The organism is Actinophytocola sp. (assembly GCF_035942955.1).
In the GTDB taxonomy this organism is placed as follows: Bacteria; Actinomycetota; Actinomycetes; order Mycobacteriales; family Pseudonocardiaceae; genus DASYTH01.
Genome location: NZ_DASZCQ010000217.1, coordinates 84,049 through 105,865, shown reverse-complemented (window position 1 = coordinate 105,865; position 21,817 = coordinate 84,049). Strand labels below are relative to the sequence as shown.

Annotated in this window: 21 protein-coding genes; 5 read left to right on the top strand and 16 right to left on the bottom strand. The window is 70.5% G+C overall.

What is annotated here, in order from left to right; genetic code table 11:
* Positions 1 to 36: 36 nt before the first annotated feature.
* Both VGX25_RS22400 and VGX25_RS22395 read right to left on the bottom strand, forming a co-directional pair.
* Entirely contained in the window at positions 37 to 756 is a 720-nt protein-coding gene (locus VGX25_RS22400) for a DoxX family protein (RefSeq protein WP_326919827.1), read from the bottom strand.
* A 49-nt stretch (positions 757 to 805) separates the two neighbouring features.
* Positions 806 to 1,720, bottom strand: a complete 915-nt coding sequence (locus VGX25_RS22395; protein ID WP_326919826.1) for an NAD(P)-dependent oxidoreductase — start codon at positions 1,718 to 1,720, stop codon at positions 806 to 808.
* 56 nt (positions 1,721 to 1,776) lie between these two features.
* On the opposite strand from VGX25_RS22395, the gene VGX25_RS22390 reads away from it, so the two are divergent.
* Positions 1,777 to 2,949 (top strand): PQQ-dependent sugar dehydrogenase, encoded by a 1,173-nt coding sequence (locus VGX25_RS22390; protein WP_326919825.1) that lies wholly within the window; start codon positions 1,777 to 1,779, stop codon positions 2,947 to 2,949.
* A gap of 104 nt (positions 2,950 to 3,053) precedes the next feature.
* On the opposite strand, the gene gatB is transcribed toward VGX25_RS22390, so the two are convergent.
* The 4 genes from gatB to gatC are packed head-to-tail and all read right to left on the bottom strand — an operon-like array spanning position 3,054 to position 6,539.
* Positions 3,054 to 4,550, bottom strand: a complete 1,497-nt coding sequence (gatB, locus tag VGX25_RS22385; RefSeq protein WP_326919824.1) for an Asp-tRNA(Asn)/Glu-tRNA(Gln) amidotransferase subunit GatB — start codon at positions 4,548 to 4,550, stop codon at positions 3,054 to 3,056.
* Positions 4,547 to 4,741, bottom strand: a complete 195-nt coding sequence (locus tag VGX25_RS22380) for a hypothetical protein (RefSeq protein WP_326919823.1) — start codon at positions 4,739 to 4,741, stop codon at positions 4,547 to 4,549. Before VGX25_RS22380 ends, gatB begins: the two co-directional genes overlap by 4 nt.
* Entirely contained in the window at positions 4,738 to 6,243 is a 1,506-nt protein-coding gene (gene gatA, locus VGX25_RS22375) for an Asp-tRNA(Asn)/Glu-tRNA(Gln) amidotransferase subunit GatA (protein WP_326919822.1), read from the bottom strand. Before gatA ends, VGX25_RS22380 begins: the two co-directional genes overlap by 4 nt.
* Positions 6,240 to 6,539 (bottom strand): Asp-tRNA(Asn)/Glu-tRNA(Gln) amidotransferase subunit GatC, encoded by a 300-nt coding sequence (gatC, locus tag VGX25_RS22370; protein ID WP_326919821.1) that lies wholly within the window; start codon positions 6,537 to 6,539, stop codon positions 6,240 to 6,242. The genes gatA and gatC overlap by 4 nt, the downstream gene beginning before the upstream one ends.
* Positions 6,540 to 6,785: 246 nt before the next feature.
* Here gatC and VGX25_RS22365 point away from each other — a divergent pair, with 246 nt between their 5' ends.
* The gene (locus VGX25_RS22365; protein WP_326919820.1) at positions 6,786 to 7,439 is read left to right on the top strand and encodes an amino acid-binding protein; all 654 of its coding nucleotides are present in this window, start codon (positions 6,786 to 6,788) and stop codon (positions 7,437 to 7,439) included.
* Positions 7,440 to 7,522: 83 nt separating this feature from the next.
* Here VGX25_RS22365 and VGX25_RS22360 read toward each other — a convergent pair whose 3' ends face one another.
* Genes VGX25_RS22360 through VGX25_RS22350 form a run of 3 tightly spaced genes read right to left on the bottom strand, consistent with a single transcriptional unit; the run spans position 7,523 to position 10,789 of the window.
* Positions 7,523 to 8,023, bottom strand: coding sequence for a GNAT family N-acetyltransferase (locus VGX25_RS22360; RefSeq protein WP_326919819.1), 501 nt, complete (start codon positions 8,021 to 8,023; stop codon positions 7,523 to 7,525).
* Entirely contained in the window at positions 8,016 to 10,142 is a 2,127-nt protein-coding gene (gene ligA, locus VGX25_RS22355) for an NAD-dependent DNA ligase LigA (protein ID WP_326919818.1), read from the bottom strand. Before ligA ends, VGX25_RS22360 begins: the two co-directional genes overlap by 8 nt.
* Positions 10,139 to 10,789, bottom strand: a complete 651-nt coding sequence (locus VGX25_RS22350; RefSeq protein ID WP_326919817.1) for a hypothetical protein — start codon at positions 10,787 to 10,789, stop codon at positions 10,139 to 10,141. Before VGX25_RS22350 ends, ligA begins: the two co-directional genes overlap by 4 nt.
* A 307-nt stretch (positions 10,790 to 11,096) precedes the next feature.
* Between VGX25_RS22350 and VGX25_RS22345 the strand changes: the two genes are divergently transcribed.
* Positions 11,097 to 13,937 carry an NACHT domain-containing protein gene (locus VGX25_RS22345; protein ID WP_326919816.1) on the top strand — a complete coding sequence of 947 codons (2,841 nt, stop codon included), beginning with the start codon at positions 11,097 to 11,099 and terminating at the stop codon, positions 13,935 to 13,937.
* 144 nt (positions 13,938 to 14,081) lie between these two features.
* On the opposite strand, the gene VGX25_RS22340 is transcribed toward VGX25_RS22345, so the two are convergent.
* The 6 genes from VGX25_RS22340 to VGX25_RS22315 all read right to left on the bottom strand — a co-directional run bounded on the left by VGX25_RS22340 (position 14,082) and on the right by VGX25_RS22315 (position 19,251).
* The gene (locus VGX25_RS22340) at positions 14,082 to 14,357 is read right to left on the bottom strand and encodes a hypothetical protein (protein WP_326919815.1); all 276 of its coding nucleotides are present in this window, start codon (positions 14,355 to 14,357) and stop codon (positions 14,082 to 14,084) included.
* Positions 14,358 to 14,523: 166 nt separating this feature from the next.
* Positions 14,524 to 14,808: a MoaD/ThiS family protein gene (locus VGX25_RS22335; RefSeq protein ID WP_326919814.1), complete on the bottom strand. Its 285-nt coding sequence runs from the start codon at positions 14,806 to 14,808 to the stop codon at positions 14,524 to 14,526.
* A gap of 4 nt (positions 14,809 to 14,812) precedes the next feature.
* The gene (locus VGX25_RS22330; RefSeq protein WP_326919813.1) at positions 14,813 to 15,901 is read right to left on the bottom strand and encodes an exo-alpha-sialidase; all 1,089 of its coding nucleotides are present in this window, start codon (positions 15,899 to 15,901) and stop codon (positions 14,813 to 14,815) included.
* A 25-nt stretch (positions 15,902 to 15,926) separates the two neighbouring features.
* Positions 15,927 to 16,691 carry a succinate dehydrogenase/fumarate reductase iron-sulfur subunit gene (locus tag VGX25_RS22325; RefSeq protein WP_326919812.1) on the bottom strand — a complete coding sequence of 255 codons (765 nt, stop codon included), beginning with the start codon at positions 16,689 to 16,691 and terminating at the stop codon, positions 15,927 to 15,929.
* The gene (locus VGX25_RS22320; protein ID WP_326919811.1) at positions 16,688 to 18,613 is read right to left on the bottom strand and encodes a fumarate reductase/succinate dehydrogenase flavoprotein subunit; all 1,926 of its coding nucleotides are present in this window, start codon (positions 18,611 to 18,613) and stop codon (positions 16,688 to 16,690) included. The genes VGX25_RS22325 and VGX25_RS22320 overlap by 4 nt, the downstream gene beginning before the upstream one ends.
* A complete protein-coding gene (locus tag VGX25_RS22315; RefSeq protein WP_326919834.1) occupies positions 18,610 to 19,251 on the bottom strand; it encodes a succinate dehydrogenase cytochrome b subunit in 642 nt (213 codons plus the stop codon). Before VGX25_RS22315 ends, VGX25_RS22320 begins: the two co-directional genes overlap by 4 nt.
* 81 nt (positions 19,252 to 19,332) lie before the next feature.
* Here VGX25_RS22315 and VGX25_RS22310 point away from each other — a divergent pair, with 81 nt between their 5' ends.
* Together VGX25_RS22310 and VGX25_RS22305 are read left to right on the top strand one after the other, a co-directional pair.
* Positions 19,333 to 20,253, top strand: a complete 921-nt coding sequence (locus VGX25_RS22310; RefSeq protein WP_326919810.1) for a LysR family transcriptional regulator — start codon at positions 19,333 to 19,335, stop codon at positions 20,251 to 20,253.
* Between the two features lie 10 nt (positions 20,254 to 20,263).
* Positions 20,264 to 20,770: a DinB family protein gene (locus VGX25_RS22305; RefSeq protein ID WP_326919809.1), complete on the top strand. Its 507-nt coding sequence runs from the start codon at positions 20,264 to 20,266 to the stop codon at positions 20,768 to 20,770.
* A 1-nt stretch (position 20,771) separates the two neighbouring features.
* On the opposite strand, the gene VGX25_RS22300 is transcribed toward VGX25_RS22305, so the two are convergent.
* Positions 20,772 to 21,803, bottom strand: coding sequence for a methionine synthase (locus tag VGX25_RS22300; protein ID WP_326919808.1), 1,032 nt, complete (start codon positions 21,801 to 21,803; stop codon positions 20,772 to 20,774).
* Positions 21,804 to 21,817: the final 14 nt, after the last annotated feature.

Sequence of the window (21,817 nt, the reverse complement as noted above, 5' to 3'; positions counted from 1 at the left end):
GGTGCTATCACCCCAGAAAAGACTCACGACACCCGGCTAGTGGTAGACCACGAGGAAGGTCACCGACGCGGCCGCCGCCAGCAGCAGGGCGACCACGCCGAAGGCCGAGGGGTGCCGGTACCACGGGGTCGGCCGGTCCAGCGACACCCGGCCGGGCCCGGCGAACAGCAGCGCGAACGCGGCCGCGGCGTAGATCGCCTCCAGCTCCACGTTGCCGAGGAACTCGTTGCCGTTGAACTTCACCCAGATCGCGCTGCCGGTCAGCGTGAGGATGATCGCCGCGCCCGCCGGGGTGAACAGGCCGAGCAGGACGAAGGCGCCGCCGGCCAGCTCGGCCACCCCGGCCACCCACGCGATCAGGGTGGTGTTGGTGAAGCCGAGGCCGCCGACGAACTCGGCGGTGCCGCCGATGCCGCCGCCCTGGAACCAGCCGAAGAGCTTCTGCCCGGCGTGCGCGATGAAGAACGCCCCGAGGACCAGGCGCAGCACCAGCAGGCCGAAGTCCGCGCCGGCGTGCCAGCCGGCTCTGCGCCGCTCCTCGCCCTCCTCGGTCAGCGAGTCGTAGGCCGACGGTTCGGGGAGAACGGTGGTCTCCTGGTTGGAGAACCCTCCCTCGTCGAAGTAGCCGGAGGAGGTGTCGGAGCGGGTCGGTGCCGCGCCATAACCTGAGTTCGAGTAGCCCTCCGCGCCCTGCGTGTACCTGCCGCTGTCTGCGTAGTCGCCCGCGTGCCTCGGACGATCGCCTTCATTGCTCACGCAGGGGAGGTTAGGCGATGGGCCCGGGCGATGCGCGGCGGGCGGACACTCAGTAGTCCCCGCGGACCAGGTTCTCCGGCTCCGTGCCCGCCGCGAACCGGGCGATCTCGGCCGCGGCGATGGCGTACGAGCGCTCCCGGTGACCGGCGGCCGCGCCGGCGACGTGCGGGGTGAGCAGCAGGCCGGGAGCTGTCCACAATGGATGGTCGGGGGGCAGCGGCTCGGGATCGGTGACGTCGAGCGCCGCCCGCAGCCGGCCGGAGGTGAGCTCGGCCAGCAGCGCGTCGGTGTCCACGACAACCCCGCGCGCGGCGTTGACCAGCACGGCTCCGTCACGCATCCGGGCAAGGAAGGCCCCGTCCACCATGCCCGTCGTCTCCGCGGTGACCGGAACCATCACGACCACGGCGTCGTGGCCGCCGATCAGGTCCGGCAGCTCCTCCCGCCCGTGCACGCCGTCGCGGGCCCGGTAGCCGACCATCGTGGCGTGCGCGTCGAACGCGTCCAGCCTGCGCTTGAGCTGCCGGCCGAGATCGCCCGCACCGACCACCAGGATTCGCTTACCCTGCAAGGTGTCCGTGACATGCTGGGCCCAGTGCCGCGCCTGCCGGTGGCGCTCGAACTCGAACAGCTCCCGGTAGATCGCCAGCAGCGCCCCGATCACCCACTCCGCGGTGCTGCCGCCGTGCGCGCCCCGGGAGGTGGACACCATGACACCGTCGGGAAGCCGGCCGATCCACAGCTCCGCGCCGGCCGACAGCAGCTGCAGCAGCCGCAGGTTCGGCAGCCGGTGGATCAGGTCGATGGTCCGGGCCTGTGCGAACACGCCCGGGATCAGCACCTCGGCCCGCTCCGCCTCCGGCGGCAGGGGCCGGTCGAGATCGAACCGGACCAGCTCGACCCCGTCGATCCCGGAGAGCGCGGCCATGCCGAAGTCGTCCGGCACCAGCACGGTGATCGCCATACGACCCACACTATGGCTTACCCGAGGCTCACGGACGCGTACCTAGCCTGGGTTGTATGTCGGGGCGACGGACTCTGCTCGCGGCCTGCCTGGCCGGCGGCATGTTGCTGTCGGCGTGCGCCTCGTTCACCGAGCAGCCGCCGCCGGAGGCTTGGCAGCCGCAGCAGCCGCTGACCCCGCAGGCCGGGCCGGACCCGCAGATTCCCGGGGAGGGTAACCCGGAGGGTGGCAATGAGGCTCCGCCGCCGGCCTCGATCCCGCCGCCGGACGGCTGCACGGACTACAACCCGCTGGTGCTGGGCACCTGCCTCGACCCGGTGTACGCGGTCGCCGCGTTCCCCGGCGACGGCACCGACCCGATCGCCCTGGTCGGCGAGCGCAAGACCGGGCGGATCATGCGGGTCCGCCGCAACGAGCAGCCCGTCGTGGTGGCCACGCTCCCGGTGGAGGCCGGCACCGACGGGGGCCTGACCGGCCTCGCGCTGTCCCCGAACTACGCCGAGGACCGGCTGCTGTTCGCCTACATCACCACCGAGACCGACAACCGGCTGGTCCGGCTCGCCGAGGGGGACACGCCCAAGCCCGTCCTCACCGGCATCCCGCGCGGCCCGAGCGGCAACAAGGGCGCGCTGGCCCTCGACCACCGGGGGGCCCTGCTGGTGGCCACCGGCGACGCCGGCAACCCGGCCCTGGCCACCGACGCCAACTCGCTGGCCGGCAAGGTGCTCCGGGTGACCGCGGCGGGCAAGCCGGCCGAGGACAACCCCAACCGGGGCACGCCGATCGTCGCCAACGGCGTGCACGCCCCGGGCGGGGTGTGCAGCTCGATGGACGGCGCCCGGATGTGGGTCACCGACCGCGAGCCGCGCAGGGACGTGCTCTACCGCCTTGACCTGGGCAAGCCGCTCGGCGAGCCCGCCTGGACCTGGCCCGACCGCCCCGGCGTCGCCGGCTGCCTGTCCAGCGCCGACGCCATCGCCGTGGTCACCACGGTCGCCGCCAACCTGCAGATCCTCCCGCTCACCCCGGACGGCCGGTTCAGCGGGAAGCCGCAGGTCAGCCTGTCCGACAAGGAAGGCTTCGGCCGGCTGGCCGGCGCCGACCTCGTCAACGACCGCCTCGGCATCGCCGGCACGGTCAACAAGGACACCGGCGGCACCCCGATCTCCAGCGACGACCGCGCGGTGCTGATCATCCCGACCGGCGGCTCCGGCGGCAGCATCGACTAAATGCCCGGCGTGTTGGCGCCTGGCGTCGGCGTGTTGGCGTCGTGCGCGGCAAACACGCCGACGTCAGCGGCAAACACGCCGACGTGAGCGGCAAACACGCGGGGTTAGGAGCAGCGCTCCAGCACCAGCTCGCGGACCCGCTTGGCGTCGGCCTGACCTCGGGTGGCCTTCATGACCGCGCCGACGATGGCGCCGGCCGCGGCCACCTTGCCGCCGCGGATCTTCTCGGCGACGTCGGGTTGGGCGGAGAGGGCCTCGTCGACCGCGGCGTACAGGGCGGCGTCGTCGGACACCACCGCCAGGCCGCGCTTGTCGACGACCTCGGCGGGCTCACCCTCGCCGGCCAGCACGCCGTCGACGACGGAGCGGGCGAGCTTGTTGGTCAGCGAGCCGTCGGCGACCAGGGCGATCACCGCGGCCACCTGGGCGGGGGTGATCGGCAGCTCGGCCAGGTCCACGCCGCGCTCGTTGGCCTGCTGGGCGAGGTAGGACACCCACCAGGAGCGGGCCTCGGCCGGGGGCGCGCCGGCGTCGACGGTGGCCGCGACGAGGTCGACGGCGCCGGCGTTGACCAGGTCGCGCAGCTCGAGGTCGGACAGCCGCCACTCGGCCTGGATGCGCTTGCGGCGCTGCCAGGGCAGCTCCGGCAGGGTGGTGCGCAGCTGGTCGACCCATTCGCGGGCGGGGGCCACGGGGACCAGGTCCGGCTCGGGGAAGTACCGGTAGTCCTCGGAGGTCTCCTTGCGGCGGCCGGCCGATGTGGTGCCGGTGGCCTCGTCGAAGTGCCGGGTCTCCTGGGTCACCGAGCCGCCTGCGGCGAGCACGGCGGCCTGGCGGGTCATCTCGTAGCGGACGGCGCGCTCGACGCTGCGCAGCGAGTTGAGGTTCTTGGTCTCGGTGCGGATGCCGAACTCGGCGGCGCCCCGCGGCATCAGCGACACGTTGGCGTCGCAGCGCAGCGAGCCCTGGTCCATCCGCACGTCGGAGACGCCAAGCGCGCGCAGCAGGTCGCGCAGGGCCGCGACGTAGGCCCTGGCCACCTCGGGCGCCCTGGCGCCGGTGCCGGTGATCGGCTTGGTGACGATCTCGATCAGCGGGACGCCGGCGCGGTTGTAGTCGAGCAGCGCGTAGTCCGCGCCGTGGATCCGCCCGGTCGCGCCGCCGACGTGCAGCGACTTGCCGGTGTCCTCCTCCATGTGTGCGCGCTCGATGCCGACCCGGACGATCTCGCCGTCGGCCAGCTCAAGGTCGAGCCGGCCGTCGACCGCGATCGGCTCGTCGTACTGCGAGATCTGGAAGTTCTTCGGCATGTCCGGGTAGAAGTAGTTCTTCCTGGCGAACCGGCACCACTCGACGATCTCGCAGTTGAGCGCGAGGCCGATGCGGATGGCCGACTCCACCGCGGCGCGGTTGACCACCGGCAGCGATCCCGGCAGGCCGAGGCAGGTCGGGCAGACCTGGGTGTTGGGCTCGGCCCCGAACGCCGTCGGGCAGCCGCAGAACATCTTGGTGTGCGTGGACAGCTCGACGTGCACCTCGAGCCCGAGCACCGGGTCGAAGCGCTCGACCACCTCGTCGTAGTCCATCAGCACCGGGCTCATGCGTCGTCCCCACCCTTTTTCAGCGACCGGACGGCGAGCAGCGCGCCGGTCACGGCGACCGCGATGCTGGCGATCGCGTTGGCCAGCAGCAGCTTGTCCCGGTCCGCCCTGGCCCGCTTCAGGCTGGTGACGGCGCTGACAGCCCCGGTGACCGACCCGACGACGCCGAACGCGCCCTTCATCTTCCTCATCGCGCCATCATCTCCAGCTCGGGGACTCGGTTGGTCAGCGGCTCACCCCGGGCGGCCTCGTACGCGGCGGCCACCCGGTACATCCGGTGCTCCTGCAGCGTCGGGGCCATCACCTGCAGGCCGACCGGCAGTCCGTCCTCATCGGACAGTCCACACGGGACGCTGATGGCCGGGCTGCCGGCCAGGTTGGCCGGGATCGTGCACAGGTCGGCCCGGTACATGGCCAGCGGCTCGTCCACCCGCTCGCCGATCGGGAACGCGGTGGTCGGGGTCGTCGGCGACACCAGCACGTCGACCTTCTCGAACGCGGCGGCGAAGTCCCGGCTGATCAGCGTGCGCACCTTCTGCGCCTGGCCGTAGTAGGCGTCGTAGTAGCCGGCCGACAGCGCGTAGGTGCCGATCATGATGCGGCGCTTGACCTCGGGGCCGAAGCCGGCCTCCCTGGTCAGCGACATGACCTCCTCGGCGGTGCCGCCGTTTCCGGTGCGCAGCCCGTACCGCATCCCGTCGAACCGGGCCAGGTTGGACGACGCCTCGCTCGGGGCGATCAGGTAGTACGCGGACAGCCCGTAGGTGAAGTGCGGGCAGGACACCTCGACGATCTCCGCGCCCAGCTCGCGCAGCCGCTCCACGGCCGCATGGAACGAGGCGAGCACGCCGGCCTGGTACCACTCGCCGGAGAACTCCTCCACCACGCCGATCCGCACCCCGCTCAGATCCCCGGACGCGCCCTCCCTTGCGGCGGCGACCACCGGCGGCACCGGCGCGTCGATCGAGGTGGAGTCCAGCGGGTCGTGCCCGGCGATCACCTCGTGCAGCAGCGCCGCGTCCAGCACGGTCCGCGCGCACGGACCGGCCTGGTCGAGCGACGAGGAGAACGCGACGAGGCCGTAGCGCGACACACCGCCGTAGGTCGGCTTCACCCCGACGGTTCCGGTGACCGCGGCGGGCTGGCGGATCGAGCCGCCGGTGTCGGTGCCGATCGCCAGGGGCGCCTCGAAGGCCGCCAGCGACGCCGCCGAGCCGCCGCCCGAGCCGCCGGGGATCCGGTCGGTGCTCCAGGGGTTGCGGGTCGGGCCGAACGCCGAGTTCTCCGTGGACGAGCCCATCGCGAACTCGTCCATGTTGGTCTTGCCGAGGATGACGATGCCGGCCTGCAGCAGCCGGGTGGTGACGGTGGCGTCGTACGGCGGCAGCCAGCTTTCGAGGATCTTCGAGCCGCATGTGGTCGGCGCGCCCCGCATGGTGAGCACGTCCTTGAGCGCCAGCGGCACGCCGGCCAGCGGGGACGCCGGCCCCTGCCCGGCGGCCACCTCCTCGTCGACCACCCGCGCCGCGGCCAGCGCCCGCTCGGCGTCGACGTGCAGGAAGGCGTGTACGACGTGGTCGACGGCGGCGATCCGGTCCAGGTGGGCCTGGGTCACCTCCACCGCGGAGACCTCCCGGGCCTGGATCATCGCGGCCAGCTCGGCGGCGGTGCGGCGAATCAGCTCGCTGCTCATGCCTGTTCCCCCAGGATCCGCGGCACCCGGAACCGGCCGTCCTCCTCGGCCGGCGCACCGGCCAGGGCCTGCCGGGGGGTGAGCACCGGTCGCGGCAGGTCGTCCCGGAAGACGTTGGTCAGCGGCACGGCGTGCGAGGTCGGCGGGATGTCGTCGGCTGCGACCTCGGTCACACTGGCCACCGACTCCAGGATCACGTCCAGCTGACCTGCGAAGGTGTCCAGCTCGGCGTCGGTGACGGCCAACCTGGCCAGCCGGGCGAGGTGCGCGACCTCGTCGCGCGAGATGGTGGGCACTGCGGCGAACCCCCTGGGTGTTCACGGTGGCGGGTTGACATGGGACGTAGGGGCGAGTCTATTTCCGGTCCCCCGGTCGGCCCGAATGGGTTGTTAGGCCGGGAGGTAGGGGTGTAGACCGGAGCCGTTCCCGCCAACCGGAACACTCGGACGTGGGGACAGTCTGGTCTGCGAGAATCGTCGGCCGGCACGCGCGGCTTGCGGGAAGTCGCGCGGAAGACTACGCAGCTGTGGGAGGCGTTCGCCTTGTCCTTCCTGATCCGGGTCCAGCTCCCGGACGTCCCGGGCACCCTGGGGGCGGTGGCCACCGCCCTCGGCGCGATCGGGGCCGACATCCTCAGCGTGGACGTGGTCGAGCGCGGATCCGGGGTGGCGATCGACGACCTCGTGGTGGAGCTGCCCAAGGGGCGGCTGCCGGACGTGCTGATCACGGCCGCCGAGTCGGTCTCCGGAGTCGAGGTGGACGCGGTCCGACCCTACGCCGGCGTCCTGGACACCCACCGGGAGCTGGAGTTGGTGGAGGAGGTCGCCGCCCAGCCGGACGACGGCATGGCCACCTTCACCGAGGGCGTACCCAAGATCATCCGGGCCGGGTGGGCGCTCGTCGTGGCGTCGGACGCCGGGGGCGCGCGCCGGCTGGCGGCGAGCACCGCGGCCCCGGAGATCCAGACCCTGCAGCTGCCCTGGATGCCGCTGGCCAGGGCCACCGTGCTGGACGGCGAGGAGGCCTGGGTGCCGGAGACCTGGCGGGAGCTGGGCACCGAGCTGGCCGCGACCCCGCTCGGCAAGCCGGACCGGGTGCTGCTGGTCGGCCGCCCCGGCGGCCCGATGTTCCGCGCGGCCGAGGTCGCGCGGCTCGCCCACCTGGCCGGGATCGTCGCGGTCGTGCTCGCCGACTAGCGGCGTGTTTGCCGCTCACGTCGCTGTGTTTGCCGCTCACGCGCCAGGTGCCAACACGGCGACGCCACGCGCCAACACGCCGGTTAGAGGTCCAGCTCGAAGGCGATCAGCCGGACGCCGGGCACCGGGCTCCAGTCCCGCTCCGGCAGCCGGCTGAAGCCCAGGCGCTGGTACAGCCCGTGCACCGGGGTCATCTTCTCGTGGCTGGACAGCACGACCCTGGGCAACCCGAGCTCGCGGGCGCGGTCGAGCACGGCCTGCACCAGCGCGAGGCCGACCCCGCGCCGGCGGGCGTCCGGGTCGACGGCGAGCATGCGGAACTCCAGCTCGCCGGCGCGGGACACCTCGGCGTACCGGGTGCCCGGCCGGGCCATCGTCACGGTGCCGAGCAGCCGGTCCTCGGCGTCCACCGCGACCAGCAGCTCCCCCTCGTCGGCGCGGGTGCGGGCGTCGGACAGCTCGGCGGCGTAGTCGGTCTTGACGCCGTTGGCGAAGTAGCCGTCCGCCTGGTACGCGCGCAGGGTCAGCGCGCCGACCGCGTCCAGCTCCGCCGGCCTGGCCAGCCGGATCGTCAGGTCACTCAACGGTTTCCTCCCCTACCGTCGCCACCTCGCGGGCCGCGTCCGGGCCGGAGTCGAGCAGCACGCGGAAGCCGTCCTCGTCCAGGATCGGCACCTTGAGCTGCACGGCCTTGTCGTACTTGGATCCCGGCGAGTCACCGGCCACCACGAACGCCGTGTTCTTGGACACCGAGCCGGACGCCTTGCCGCCCCTGGCCATGATCGCCTCCTTGGCCTCGTCCCGGGAGAACCCGCTCAGGCTGCCGGTGACCACGACGGACAGGCCCTCGAGGTGGCGCGGGATGGACTCGTCGCGCTCCTCGACCATCCGCACCCCGGCGCGCCGCCACTTCTCGACGACCTCGCGGTGCCAGTCGACCTCGAACCACTCCCTGATCGACGCGGCGATCCGCGGCCCGACGCCCTCGGTGTCGGACAGCTCCTGCTCGCTCGCCGACGCGATCCGGTCCAGCGAGCCGAACTCGCGGGCCAGCGCCTGCGCCGCGGTCGGTCCCACGTGCCGGATCGACAGTGCGACCAGGACTTTCCACAGTGGACGATTCTTGGCCGCGTCCAGGTTGGCCAGCAGCCGGCGCCCGTTCGCCGAGAGCCCGCCCGCCTTCACCCGGAACAGCTCCACTTGGGACAGTTTGTCCTCGTCGAGGTCGAAGAGGTCGGCCTCGTTGTGGATCACCCCGGACTTGAGCAGGGCGTAGGCGCCCTCGTAGCCGAGCACCTCGATGTCGAACGCGCCCCGGCCGGCAAGGTGGAACAGCCGCTCGAGCAGCTGCGCCGGGCAGGACCTGCCGTTGGGGCAGCGCAGGTCGGCGTCGCCCTCCTTCTCGTAGCCGAGCTCGGTGCCGCAGGACGGGCAGTGCGTCGGCATGACGAACTCGCGCGCGTCGTCCGGGCGCGCGTCGATCACCGGGCCGAGCACCTCGGGGATCACGTCGCCGGCCTTGCGGATCACGACCCGGTCGCCGATCAGCACGCCCTTGCGCTTGACCTCGCTGGCGTTGTGCAGGGTCGCCCGCTCGACCGTCGAGCCGGCCACCTTGACCGGCTCCATCACGGCGAACGGGGTGATCCGGCCGGTGCGCCCCACGTTGACCTTGATGTCCAGCAGCGTGGTCGTGGCCTCCTCCGGCGGGTACTTGTAGGCGATCGCCCAGCGCGGCGCGCGCGACGTGGTGCCGAGCCTGCGCTGCAGGGCCACCTCGTCCACCTTCACGACGATGCCGTCGATCTCGTGGTCGAGGTCGTGCCGGCGCTCACCCCAGTGCCGGATGTGCTCGAACACCTCGTCGCGGGTGGACAGCACCTTGGTGTGCTTGGACACCGGCAGCCCCCAGGCAGCGAGCGCCCGGTACGCGTCGGACTGCGCGACCGGCTCGAACCCCGCACGCTTGCCGAGACCGTGACAGATCAGCTGGAGGTTGCGGCTCGCGGTGACCTTCGGGTCCTTCTGGCGCAGGGATCCGGCGGCCGTGTTGCGCGGGTTGGCGAACGGTTCCTTGCCCGCCTCGACGAGCTTGGCGTTGAGCTCGAGGAAGTCCGCCACCAGGAAGAACACCTCACCGCGCACCTCGACCAGCTCGGGCACCGGGAACTCGTCGGTGCCGGTGAGCTGCTCGGGTACGGCGCGCAGGGTGCGCACGTTGAGCGTGACGTCCTCACCGGTGCGCCCGTCTCCCCTGGTCAGGCCCCGAACCAGGCGGCCGTTGCGGTACAGGAGGTTGATCGCGAGCCCGTCGATCTTCAGCTCGCAGAGATACTTGGCGCCATCCCCGCCGGCCCGCTCGACCCTGTCGAACCACGCGGCGAGCTCCTCCTCGTCGAACGTGTTGTCCAGGCTGAGCATGCGCTCGAGATGGTCGAACGTGGCAAAGTCGGTGGAGAAGGTGCCACCGACCTGCTGGCTCGGCGAGTCCGGGGTGACGAGCGCCGGATGCTCCTTCTCCAGTCTCAGCAGCTCGTGCCACAGCTTGTCGAACTCGGCGTCCGAGATCGTCGGGCGGTCGAGCACGAAGTAGCGGAAACGGTGGCCGTGGATCTCCTCGGCCAGGGTGGCGTGGCGCTCGCGGACGTCGGTCGGGACGTCCTCAACGCCCTCGGCCCCGCCCTGCTCATCAACACTGGTCACGGGTGCAGACTAGCCAGTTCGCGCACAAGATCGCGGAGCTCGAGCAGCCCGATCGTGCCACTCGGCTCGGCCACCGCGGTCTCCACTCTCCGCAGCCGTTCCCCGGCGAGGCGCTCACCGAGGGTGGCATCGAGCGGCAGAAACGTCATCGCCGCCCGCGCCGCCGGCTCCAGCTCGGCCATCGCCGGATGGTGCACCGCCACGTCGACCACACCGGCAGCGTCGTCCACCTGCGCGACCACCCTGACGTCGGCCAACGCGATCCGGTGCACTCCCAGGTTCACCGTCACCTTCGTCGGATCCGGCACCGCCGGCACCGAGTCGTGGTACTCCCAGAGCCCATCGTCCGCCGGCGCCGCCGCCTTCCACGCGTCGGTGTACGGCCGCAACTCCGGATCCTCCTGCCCACTCACCACCAGCGCGTAGACCGCCCGCTGCCCCCGGTCGATCGTGAAGTGCAGCCTCGGATGCACCGCCGCCACCAGCTCACACAGCTGGTTCTCCACCCGGTTGGGCTCCCGATCCCCCAGCGCCGCCGCCACCTCCGGCAGCAACTCGCGCCAACCCGACCAGAACCGCTCAGCCAGTTCCCGGGGATCTCCCGGGCTCACCCCTTGACCTGATCGCCGCCGGCGCAGCCACCTCATGGGTCCCCATGGTGCACCGACGGGCAGGTGAAGTGCTGACCGCGTGCTGCGGGGATATCTGGACTCCGGCCGTGGGCTGACTGGGTCGCCGCAACGGCAGAGATCAAAACGGCAGCCTGGCTGGCGCTCGAGCGGGTTGATTCGGTGTATTGCCGAAGAGAGCGCAATGGGTCCTGCCGCAGTCCCGACCGCGGGGTCACGGCCGCACGCGTGCGGCGGATGCGGGTTCGAATGCCAACACCGGCATATATGCCGATCGATGACGTGGTTTCGTCGAGGCCGAGACCGTGGTCTGATATTGCATGTGATGTCTGGACTGGAAGGGCCCGTGTCGCGGGCGATCGAGCGGGTGGGGCAGAAGCTCTTCGGTACGATGAAGACCCGCCGCGCGAGCAGGCGTCTTCGCTGGAATGCGAGAACCTTGGTGCCCGGCCAGGTGGCTCAGGGATTCCTTGCGGAGTTGGACGAGGCGGAAGTTCGTGGGCTCAACGATTATCTTAGCTCGCCCGACTTCGAGGAAATTGTGCTCCAATTCGTGCTTGGTCGTCTGCTCGGGGACGTGTCATGGGAGGGCCTGACAGTCGACATCCGGGAGCAGATGCGCCACGGGTTGCGCCATTCGGCAGGGCTACGCCGCGAACTGCTGGTCACTGGCTCCGACGTGCTGCTCAGCGCGTTGCTCACCACGTTCGAGGTGCCGTTGGGGTCTCAGCTGAAACCGGAGGTATGCGCTAGTGCGGCCCACCTGACCGCTGCCGCGGCCGCCAACTCGCGATTGCTGCGCGAAGTAGCCAACCTGGCGGAGTTCCATGATTTCGCCCGGCAGCTTCGCGCTCAAGTCGCCACCATCCATGGGCACATGCGTTTGCCACACCTGGGCGTCAGCCGTTCCGTGCCTTATGGCCAACTTTATGTCGAGCCCGTGCTGCGTGCGGAATACGGGGATTTTCGGACACCTAACCTGGAAGAGCTGGCGTTGCCTGGTCAGCGATCGGTCATTCTGGGCGACCCTGGCGCGGGAAAGTCCACTCTCGCGGCGAAACTTGCCCACGACGTCGCGTCCGACCTCGTTCCCGGCGCCGAGGGCAGAGTGCCGTTCCTGCTGGTGCTGCGCAACTTCGCTGGTTCGTTCCGCGCAGGGGGCAAAGGATTGGCGCAGTATCTGGAACATGTCTGTGGCGACCCGTACAATCTTGAGCCACCGCCGAAAGCCGTCGACTACCTGCTGCGAAACGGACGCGCCCTGGTGCTGCTGGACGGCTTGGACGAATTGATGGAGCCTGAGTTGCGGCGCAAGTTCGTCCAGCTGGTACATGGCTTCGTGAGCCGCTATCCACTCGTCCCGGTACTCGTCACGGCGCGGCGGATCGGTTATTGGGATGTGCCACTGGACCGCCAGCTCTTCACCACCGGCGTGGTCGCCGAACTCGGCGAAGACCAGGTGAGCAAGTATGCCATACGATGGTTCGCACTCGACGATAGTACGCCGGAGGGCGAACGTACCCGGATGGCGAGCTCGTTCTTGACCGAGAGCAAGAACATTGCGGAGTTGCGGGCGAACCCGCTGCTGCTGGCCCTGCTTTGCGCCATGTATTCCAGTGAGCATTACATTCCCTTGAACCTCGCGCAGGTCTACGAGCGATGCGCCGTGATGCTGTTCGACCGCTGGGATTCCATGCGCGGTATTACGTTGCCTCTGCAGTTCCAGGGCCGGTTGCGCGGGGCGGTGCAGTACTTGGCATGGCAGTTGTTCAACGCCGAGGAGTCTGGCAAAGCTCAGCTCCGTCATCGAATCGTGCAGATCCTGACCGATCACCTGGTGGCAAAGCGATTTGACGAGGACGAAGCTATCGCGACCGCTGAACAATTCGTCGACTTCTGCACCGGACGCGCCTGGATCTTGACCGATGTGGGGGCGACCGACATCGAGCCGCGCTACGGCTTCACCCACCGGACTTTCCTGGAGTACTTCGCAGCTGAGCACCTCGTGCGCGCCCGTCCCACGGCACATCAACTATGGGACGCGTTGCGCCCCAAGGTGCTGGCCGGCCAATGGGAGGTTGTCGCTCAAATTGCGCTGCAACTTCTGGACCGCAATGTCGACGGTGGCGTGGACGCATTCTTGCGCCTGGTGCTCGCGGAGACACCCGATGATATCCATGAACGTTCACGACTTAACCAGTTCTCTGCGCGCACTCTTGGCTACCTGCATCCCAGCCAGGACGTGATCGCTGAAGTCGTGACCGCCGCACTGAACGCTTCGCTTGAAGGCGATATTAGAGATCGGTTCCACTATCGCGCTCACGGCGAAATATTCGCCGAGGTCCAAACCTCGGATAGCGCGTTACGGATCTTGATAGGCAACTGCTCACCAGGGAATCTACCCGCGGTACGTCGATTCTTAGTAGCAATTCTGGACCGCGTGGTCGAGTCCGGGAGCGAGACCGCTCTATTCGTCAGCCTCCGCCTATTCGGAGATTCCATCGACGCGGACGACCGGACTCTACAAGAGTGGGAACAGGCTCGCCAAGATTTTCGCGATCGGCATGCCTCAGTCATTCACACGTGGAGAGAAAGCAGCCCCTGGGGATGCATTGTTACAGGGGAAGAAGCCGATCGCATCGTCACGAAGTTCGGGCCATGGCCGCTATACCTCGGAAATGCTTTCCTGACCAAGCCCCTTCCCTCGCTCGCCGATCAGCTACTCAGCTCGGGCATGGCTATCGGTGGCACATCCCTCGACGTCACAAAATTGTGCAATGCGCTGGTGGCCGCCGGGCGGCCCTGGATCTCGGACGAGCGCTGGTGGAGTCACTTTAGCCAGATAAGGCCACGCCTCAACGAGTTTTACGATAAACTGATTGCTGACCTTACTAGGCGCGATGCGCCGCTCGCTCCAATGGTTTTGCTTTCCTTGCCCTATCTGGAAACACGTACGCATTTGTTCTCCTCTGGCCCGCTACCTCGCACGGCGCAACTGTTGCGCAGGTTGATCACCGTGCGTACTCAAGGCGACATGAACTTGGACCTCGAGTGGGATATGCTGGACCCGACATTCTCCGATGAGGTGCGAACTTTCCTGATCTCCTGGGCACGCGGAGAGTTCAGTGTGCTGACGCCGCCTCTTGAGAGTCTCAGGCGAACATAAGTGGTAGGCGTCGGTGTCAATATTCTCACCGAGCTGTAGGGCCGTCCGTGAATCACCGATGACGACCTGTACCGCCAACTCATGAATGGCGATGTTGGTGGGCCAAAGGCTGTTCACAGCCAATTGCCGTCTTAGCCGAGACGTTCAGCCAGCCGCGCGGCGGCCTGCAATCGTTGCGAAACGACGCAGAGCGTTGGGTGAATCGACACTATCCGCCGAGGGCAACACGGCACCACGACAGCTTGCCAACGGCACCCAGACGGGGCGGTGATGACCTTCTACCAGCAGAGCCCGACCAAGAATGACTGAAGAAGAAAGCTGCTGGCCGCAGTGGTCGGCGTCAGCGAGCGGATTCCGTGCGGCTTGCAGATCGGTGCTGATACAGAAGGTCATTCGGTTGGTGGGCAGCACCACCTCCAAGCTCGAACTGCGGAGCGGGCCGCGCCCTGCGGATCGTGCCGGCTGAGCGGCGGCGCAGCCGGCGCGAGGAACGAGCGCCGAGCTGCGCGGCCGGGCAGCCGGCACCCCGGGCGGGCCGGCACTCCGACCGGACAGCCGGCGCCCCGGAGCGGGAGTGGGCGTGTTGTCAGCCGCCGGCTACCGAGGGGATGATCTGGACCTCGGTGTCGGGGCGCAGGGTGGTGGCGGGGCCGCCGGAGTAGCGGCATTCCTCGCCGTCGACGTAGAAGTTGACGTAGCGGCGGAGGCCGGAGCTTTCGTCGCGGAGGCGGCGTTCCAGTGCGGGGTAGTCCTTGGCGAGGACGTCGAGGAGCGAGCCAAGGGTGGCGGGTTCGGGGACGTCGACGTGCAGTTGGGACTCGCCGCCGGCTTTGTCGCGGAGGACGCCGGGAAGCAGGACGGTGACGCGCATGGGGCTACACCCTTGCGGCGCGGACGGACAACACGTCGGGGAGGTGGGAGGCGACGAGGTTCCAGGATTCGCCTTCGTCGCGGCTGGCGTAGACGTCGCCGGTGCGGGAGCCGAAGTAGATCCCGGCGGGGTCGGCGTCGTCGGCGCACATGGCGTCGCGCATGACGGCGGCCCAGTAGTTGTCGGGGAGGCCGGAGCCCAGGGCGTCCCAGGATTTGCCGGCGTCCTCGCTGCGGTAGACGCGGCACTTGCCGTCGGGTGGGAACCGGTGGGCGTCGGCGACGAGGGGGAAGTTGTAGATCACGTCGGGGCGGTGGGGATGCACGACCATGGGGAAGCCGAAGTCGCTCGGCAGGCCCTCGGCGATGGACTGCCAGCTGGCCGCGCCGTCGTCGCTGCGATAGACGCCGTGGTGCACCTGGGCGAAGAACCGCTCCGGAGCATCCGGGTGCGCGGCGATCTTGTGCACGCACTGGCCGTACTCGGGGTACGGGTCGGGCACGTGGACGGCCCTGATGCCGGTGTTGCTCGCCTGCCACGAGGCGCCGCCGTCGTCGGTCCGGTAGACGCCGCCGGTCGACATGGCCACGGTGATCCGGCTCGGCGACGTCGGGTGCGGGACCACCGTGTGGATCGCCTTGCCGCCGCCGCCCGGCGTCCAGTGCTCCCGGTGCGGGTGGTCCCACAGGCCGCGGACCAGCTCGTAGGTGCGGCCGCCGTCGGTGGACCGGAACAGCGCCGAGGGCTCGACCCCGGCGTAGACCACGTCCGGCTCGCTCGCCGGGCCCGGCGCGAGCTGCCAGGCCCTGGCCAGCGCCTCGCCGGTGTCCTCAGGGAAGGCGATCGGGGCGTGGTCGGGCTCCTGCCAGGTCGCGCCGAGGTCGTCGCTGGTGGCCACGCTCGGCCCGAAGTGCTCGCTGTTGACGCCGGCGAGCAGGCGGGGCGCCGACCGGCGGGTGTCGATGCCGACGGCGTACACGTCGGTCATCGGGTGGTGCGGGCCGGTCACGTCCCAGCTCCCGCGCCCCTCCTTGCTGGTGGCCAGCCACAGGCCCTTCCTGGTGCCAATGGCCAGCAGAACGGTCTCCGACATGCGGTCCCTCCCAGGTGGCTTTAGATCACTTGGAGACCTTACGCCGCCGCGCCGACACCGACGCCCGGAGCACGTCGCGGTTGAGCCGGGCGATGGCCTCGAGCGGGATCTCCTTGGGACAGGCGGCCGTGCACTCGCCGGTCAGGGAGCAGCCGCCGAAGCCGAGCGCGTCCTGGGCGGCGAGCATGTCCACGGCCCGGGTGTCGCGCTCGGCTTGGCCCTGGGGCAGCAGGCCGAGGTGGGTCACCTTGGCCGCGGTGAACAGCGACGCCGAGCCGTTCGGGCAGGCCGCGACGCAGGCCCCGCACCCGATGCAGGCGGCCGCCTCGAACGCCGCGTCCGCGTCGGCCTTGGGCACGCCGACGGCGTGCGCGTCCGGGGCGCTGCCGGTCGGGGCGGTGATGTAGCCACCGGCCTCGATGATCCGGTCCAGCGCGGAGCGGTCCACCACCAGGTCCTTGAGCACCGGGAACGGCCGGGCCCGCCACGGCTCGACGACGATCGGCACGTTCGGGTCGAAGTGCCGCATGTGCAGCTGGCACGTGGTGGTGGCGCGCTCCGGCCCGTGCGCAACGCCGTTGATCATCATGCCGCACGCGCCGCAGATCCCCTCGCGGCAGTCGTGGTCGAAGGCCACCGGCTCCGCGCCCTCGGCGGTCAGCCGCTCGTTGAGGACGTCGAGCATCTCCAGGAACGACATGTCCTCGGTGACACCGTCGATCACGTACGGCACCAGCCGCCCGGCCGAACCCGGCCCTGGCTGCCGCCAGATCCGCAGCGTGTACCTCACGTGTAGCTCCGCCGGCTCGGGCTGACCGCCTCGAAACGCAGCCACTCGGCATGCAGCACCGGTTCCCTGCCGGTGTGCTCCCACGCGGCCACGTAGCCGAAGTTGTCGTCGTCGCGCAGCGCGTCACCGGCCGGGGTCTGGCTCTCCACCCGGAAGTGGGCGCCGCAGGATTCCGTGCGGTGCAACGCGTCCAGGCACATCAGCTCGGCCAGCTCGAGGAAGTCGGCCACCCGCCCGGCCTTCTCAAGTGACTGGTTGAGCCCCTCGCCGTCACCCGGAACCCGCACGTTGCGCCAGAACTCCGCGCGCAGCTCGGGGATCCGGTCCAGCGCCTTGCGCAACCCCTCCGCGGAGCGCTCCATCCCGCAGTGGTCCCACATGAGCCGGCCGAGCTCCCGGTGGAACGAGTCCACGCTGCGATCTCCGTTCACCGACAGCAGCCGGTGCACCCGGTCGCGCACGCCGCGCTCCACCTCGTCCACGGTGGCGTCGTCGACCGTCCCGAAAGGAGCGTCGGCGAGGTAGTCGCCGATCGTGGCCGGCAGCACGAAGTATCCGTCGGCAAGGCCCTGCATGAGCGCGCTCGCGCCGAGCCGGTTCGCGCCGTGGTCGGAGAAGTTGGCCTCGCCGATCACGAACAGCCCGGGAACGGTGCTCTGCAGGTCGTAGTCGACCCACAGCCCGCCCATGGTGTAGTGCACCGCCGGGTAGATCCGCATCGGCGAGCGGTACGGGTCCTCGCCGGTGATGCGTTGGTACATCTGGAAAAGGTTGCCGTACCGCTCGTCGACCACGGCCGTCCCGAGCCGGCCGATCGCGTCGGCGAAGTCCAGGTAGACCCCCAACCCGCCGGGGCCGACGCCGCGGCCGGCGTCGCACACGTTCTTGGCCGCGCGCGAGGCGATGTCGCGCGGCACCAGGTTGCCGAAGCCGGGGTAGAGCCGCTCGAGGAAGTAGTCCCGCTCGTCCTCCGGGATCGCCTCCGGCGCGCGGCGGTCCCCGGCCGCCTTCGGCACCCACACCCGGCCGTCGTTGCGCAGCGACTCGCTCATCAGCGTCAGCTTCGACTGGTGGTCGCCGCTGACCGGGATGCAGGTGGGATGGATCTGGGTGTAGCACGGGTTGGCGAACAGCGCGCCGCGCCGGTGCGCCCGCCAGATCGCGGTGGCGTTGCAGCCCTTGGCGTTGGTGGACAGGTAGAAGACGTTGCCGTAGCCGCCGGTGGCCAGCACAACGGCGTCGGCCACATGGCTGGAGATCCGGCCCGTCACCAGGTCGCGGACCACGACGCCGCGGGCCCGGCCGCCGGCGACGATCACGTCCAGCAGCTCGGTGCGCGGGCGCATGGTCACCCGGCCGGCGTGGATCTGGCGGGCCAGCGCCTGGTACGCGCCGAGCAGCAGCTGCTGGCCGGTCTGGCCGCGCGCGTAGAAGGTCCGTGAGACCTGCGCGCCGCCGAACGAGCGGGTGTCGAGCAGCCCGCCGTACTCGCGCGCGAACGGCACGCCCTGCGCCACGCACTGGTCGATGATCTGCAGGCTCAGCTCGGCCAGCCGGTACACATTGGACTCCCGGGAGCGGAAGTCGCCGCCCTTGACCGTGTCGTAGAACAACCGGTAGACGCTGTCGCCGTCGTTGCGGTAGTTCTTGGCCGCGTTGATCCCACCCTGCGCGGCGATGCTGTGCGCCCGGCGCGGGCTGTCCTGGTAGCAGAAGGAAAGCACCCGGTAGCCGAGCTCGGCCAGGCTGGCGCCGGCCGACGCCCCGGCAAGGCCGGTGCCCACCACCGCGATCGTCAGCCGGCGGCGGTTGGCCGGGTTCACCAGCCGGGTGGCGAACCGCCTGCGCTCCCAGCGAGTCTCAAGTGGACCATCGGGCGCCTTGGTGTCGGCGATCGGCTCGCCGATGTCGTAGGAGATCATCGCAACATTCCGAAGAGGACGGCGTAGGGCACGGAAAGGAAGCCGACGGTGATCACCACCGCGTAGCCGAGCGCGAACGAGTGCGCCACGGCGGTCGCACCGAGGCTGCGCAGCGCGCTCCACACGCCGTGCCGCAAGTGGAAACCGAGCGCGAGCACGGCGACGGTGTAGGCGAGCACCACGTACCAGCGCTGGAAGTCGGCGGTCACGTTGCGGTAGATCTCGCCGGAGACGCCGTGCGGGTTGAGCACGCCGGCGGTCAGGTCGAGCAGGTGGTAGACGACGAACAACGCGATGATCACGCCGCCCCAGCGCATGGTGCGCGCCGCGTAGCTGCCCTGGATCCTGATCCGGGTCTGGTACCGCCCGGCCGCCCGCCGGCCCGCCCGCGCCAGCTGGGTGGCCGCGACCAGGTGCAGCACGACACACGCCACCAGCACCGAGCGCATCAGCCACAGGACGCCCTCGTAGCCGAACACCGGCTCGAGCAGCTCGCGCAGCCAGCGGCCGTACCCGTCCAGCGAGCCCGCGCCGAAGAACACCTTGAGGTTGGCCAGCATGTGCACGGTGACGTAGCCGAGGAGCACGATCCCGGTGACCGCCATGACGGCCTTCCTGCCGACCGTCGTCCGCACCATGAGCACCACGAAGGCAACGGTAGGAGCCGACCCGTCGAGTCGTCCAATATATCGTTCGGCTCGTCACGATAGCCTGCAGCTATGACCCTCCAGCAGCTGGTCTACTTCGTCGCGGTCGCCGAGACGCGGCACTTCACCAAGGCGGCCGAGCGGACCCACGTGGCGCAACCGTCGCTGTCCAAACAGATCCACGCGCTGGAGAGCGAGCTCGGCGCCCCGCTGTTCAGCCGGGCGCGGGGCAACGTCACGCTCACCCCGGCCGGCGAGGCGCTGCTGCCGGTGGCCCGGCGCATTCTGTCCGATGTGGATACGGCGCGGCTGGAGGTGGCCGAGCTGGCCGGACTGCGCCGCGGGCGGGTGCGGCTCGGCGCCACCCCGAGCCTGTGCGTCGGCATCCTGGCCGACGTGCTGCGCCGGTTCCACGACACCTACCCGGGAATCCAGTTGGTGGTCCAGGAAAGCGGGTCGCGGGACCTGACCCGCGCGCTCATCGGCGGCGAGCTGGACCTGGCGCTGATCATCATGCCGCCGCAGGGTGCGGACCCGGCGCTCACCGTGACGCCGATCCTGCGCGAGCAGCTGTCGGTGGCGTCGGCGGCCGGTGGAGCGCACGCCCTCGCTCGCGGCCCGGTCCGGCTCACCGCGCTGCGGCACACCCCGATGGTGATGTTCCGGGAGGGCTACGACCTGCGCGAGACCACCCTGCAGGCCTGCCGGCGGGCCGGCTTCGAGCCCACGATCGCCGTCGACGGCGGGGAGATGGACGCCGTGCTGCGCTTCGTGGAGGCCGGGCTCGGCGTCGCGGTGGTGCCCAGCATGGTGCTGCCCGGCCGGACCCGGCTGCACGGCACCGCGCTGGCCGCCCCGGGCCTGCGCCGGACCGTGGCGCTGGCCCACCGCACCGACGCACCCCCGACCAGCGCGGCCCGCGCCTTCCGGGAAAAGCTGGTGCGCTTCCTCGCCGACGCCCGGCTGCCGGCCGGTGTCGGGCTGATCCGGTAGGAATGCGCGTATGACCGTTGAGCGAACCGACCCGCCGGGACAGGCGGACGAACGCACCAGCCTGGCGTCCTTCCTGGACTACCACCGGGCCACCCTGGCCTGGAAGTGCGCCGGCCTGACCGCGGCGCAGCTGCGTGAGCGGCCGGTTCCCCCGTCCACGATGTCCCTGCTCGGACTGGTGCGGCATCTGGCCGATGTGGAGCGCGGTTGGTTCCAGCGCACCTTCGCCGGCGAGGAGGCGCCGCGGATCTACTACTCCGACGACGATCCGGACGGCGACTTCGACAACGTCGACGAGGCCGACGCGGACGAGGCGTTCGCCACCTGGCGGGCGGAGTGTGAGCGGTCCCGGCAGATCCTCGCCGCGGCGCCGTCGCTGGACGCGACCGCCACGACCCGGCACGGGGAGATCGTGTCGCTGCGCTGGATCATGCTGCACATGATCGAGGAGTACGCCCGGCACAACGGCCACGCGGACCTGTTCCGCGAACGGCTCGACGGCGCCACCGGAGAGTGAGTCACCAGCTCTCCGGCGGCTCCACGAACGCCTTCCCGACGTCGCGGCACAGCTCAAGGGCGCGCTTGGCCCAGCCCGCGGTCGCGCCGGCAAGGCCGCACGCCGGGGTCGGGACGGCCCGCTCGGCCAGCAGGGTTCTTGGGAACCCCAGCCGGTCCACCAGGCGCAGCGCCGGCCCGGCGGCGTCGGCCAGGCTCGGCGGGGCGGCCGGGTCGACGGTCGGCAGCACGCCGAGCAGGAACACGGCGCCGGCGTCCCAGGCCTCGCCGATCTCGTCGGCCAGCGCGGCCGGCGCCCCGTCCAGCAGCGTGGCGTCCAGCGCGATCGCGTCCGCGCCGGCCGATCGCAACAGGCCGACCGGAGGCCGGGTGGCGCAGCAGTGCACGATCACCGGCTGGCCGGTCGCCGCCCTGGCCGCGGTCACCATCCGCTCGAGGATCTCCCGCGCGTCCGACTCCGGCACGGCGGGCACGGTGCCGAGCCCCGACGGGGTGGACAGCGCCCCGGCCAGGATGGTCGGCAGCGACGGCTCGTCGAGCTGGACGACCACCGGGTGGCCGGTCCGCCGGCTCAGCTCGTCGACGTGCCCGGTGAGCCCCTCGGCCAGCGACTCGGTGAAGTCGTGCAGCGCGCCGCGATCGGTGAGCACCCGGTGGCCGCGGGGCAGCTCGATGCCGGCCGCCAGCGTCCACGGCCCGGCGACCTGCACCTTGACCGCGGCCGGTGCGGCAAGGTCGACCGCGTCGGCGAACGCGTCGAGGTCCCAGCGCATCAGGTCGACCGCGCGCCGGTGGTCGGCGCCGGGCCGGGCGGTCACCCGGTAGCCCGACGGGACCACCTCGATCGCCAGGTCGATCAGCAGCGCGGCGGCCCGGCCGATCAGGTCCGCGCCGAGGCCGCGGGCCGGCAGCTCGGGCAGGTGCGGCAGGTCGGGCAGCTCACCGACGACGACGGCGGCGGCCTCGGCGGGATCGGCGCCGGGCATCGAGCCGATCCCGGTCGCGGCGCCGGTGGGCCAGGGCATGGTCGACACGGGGTTAGTCTGGC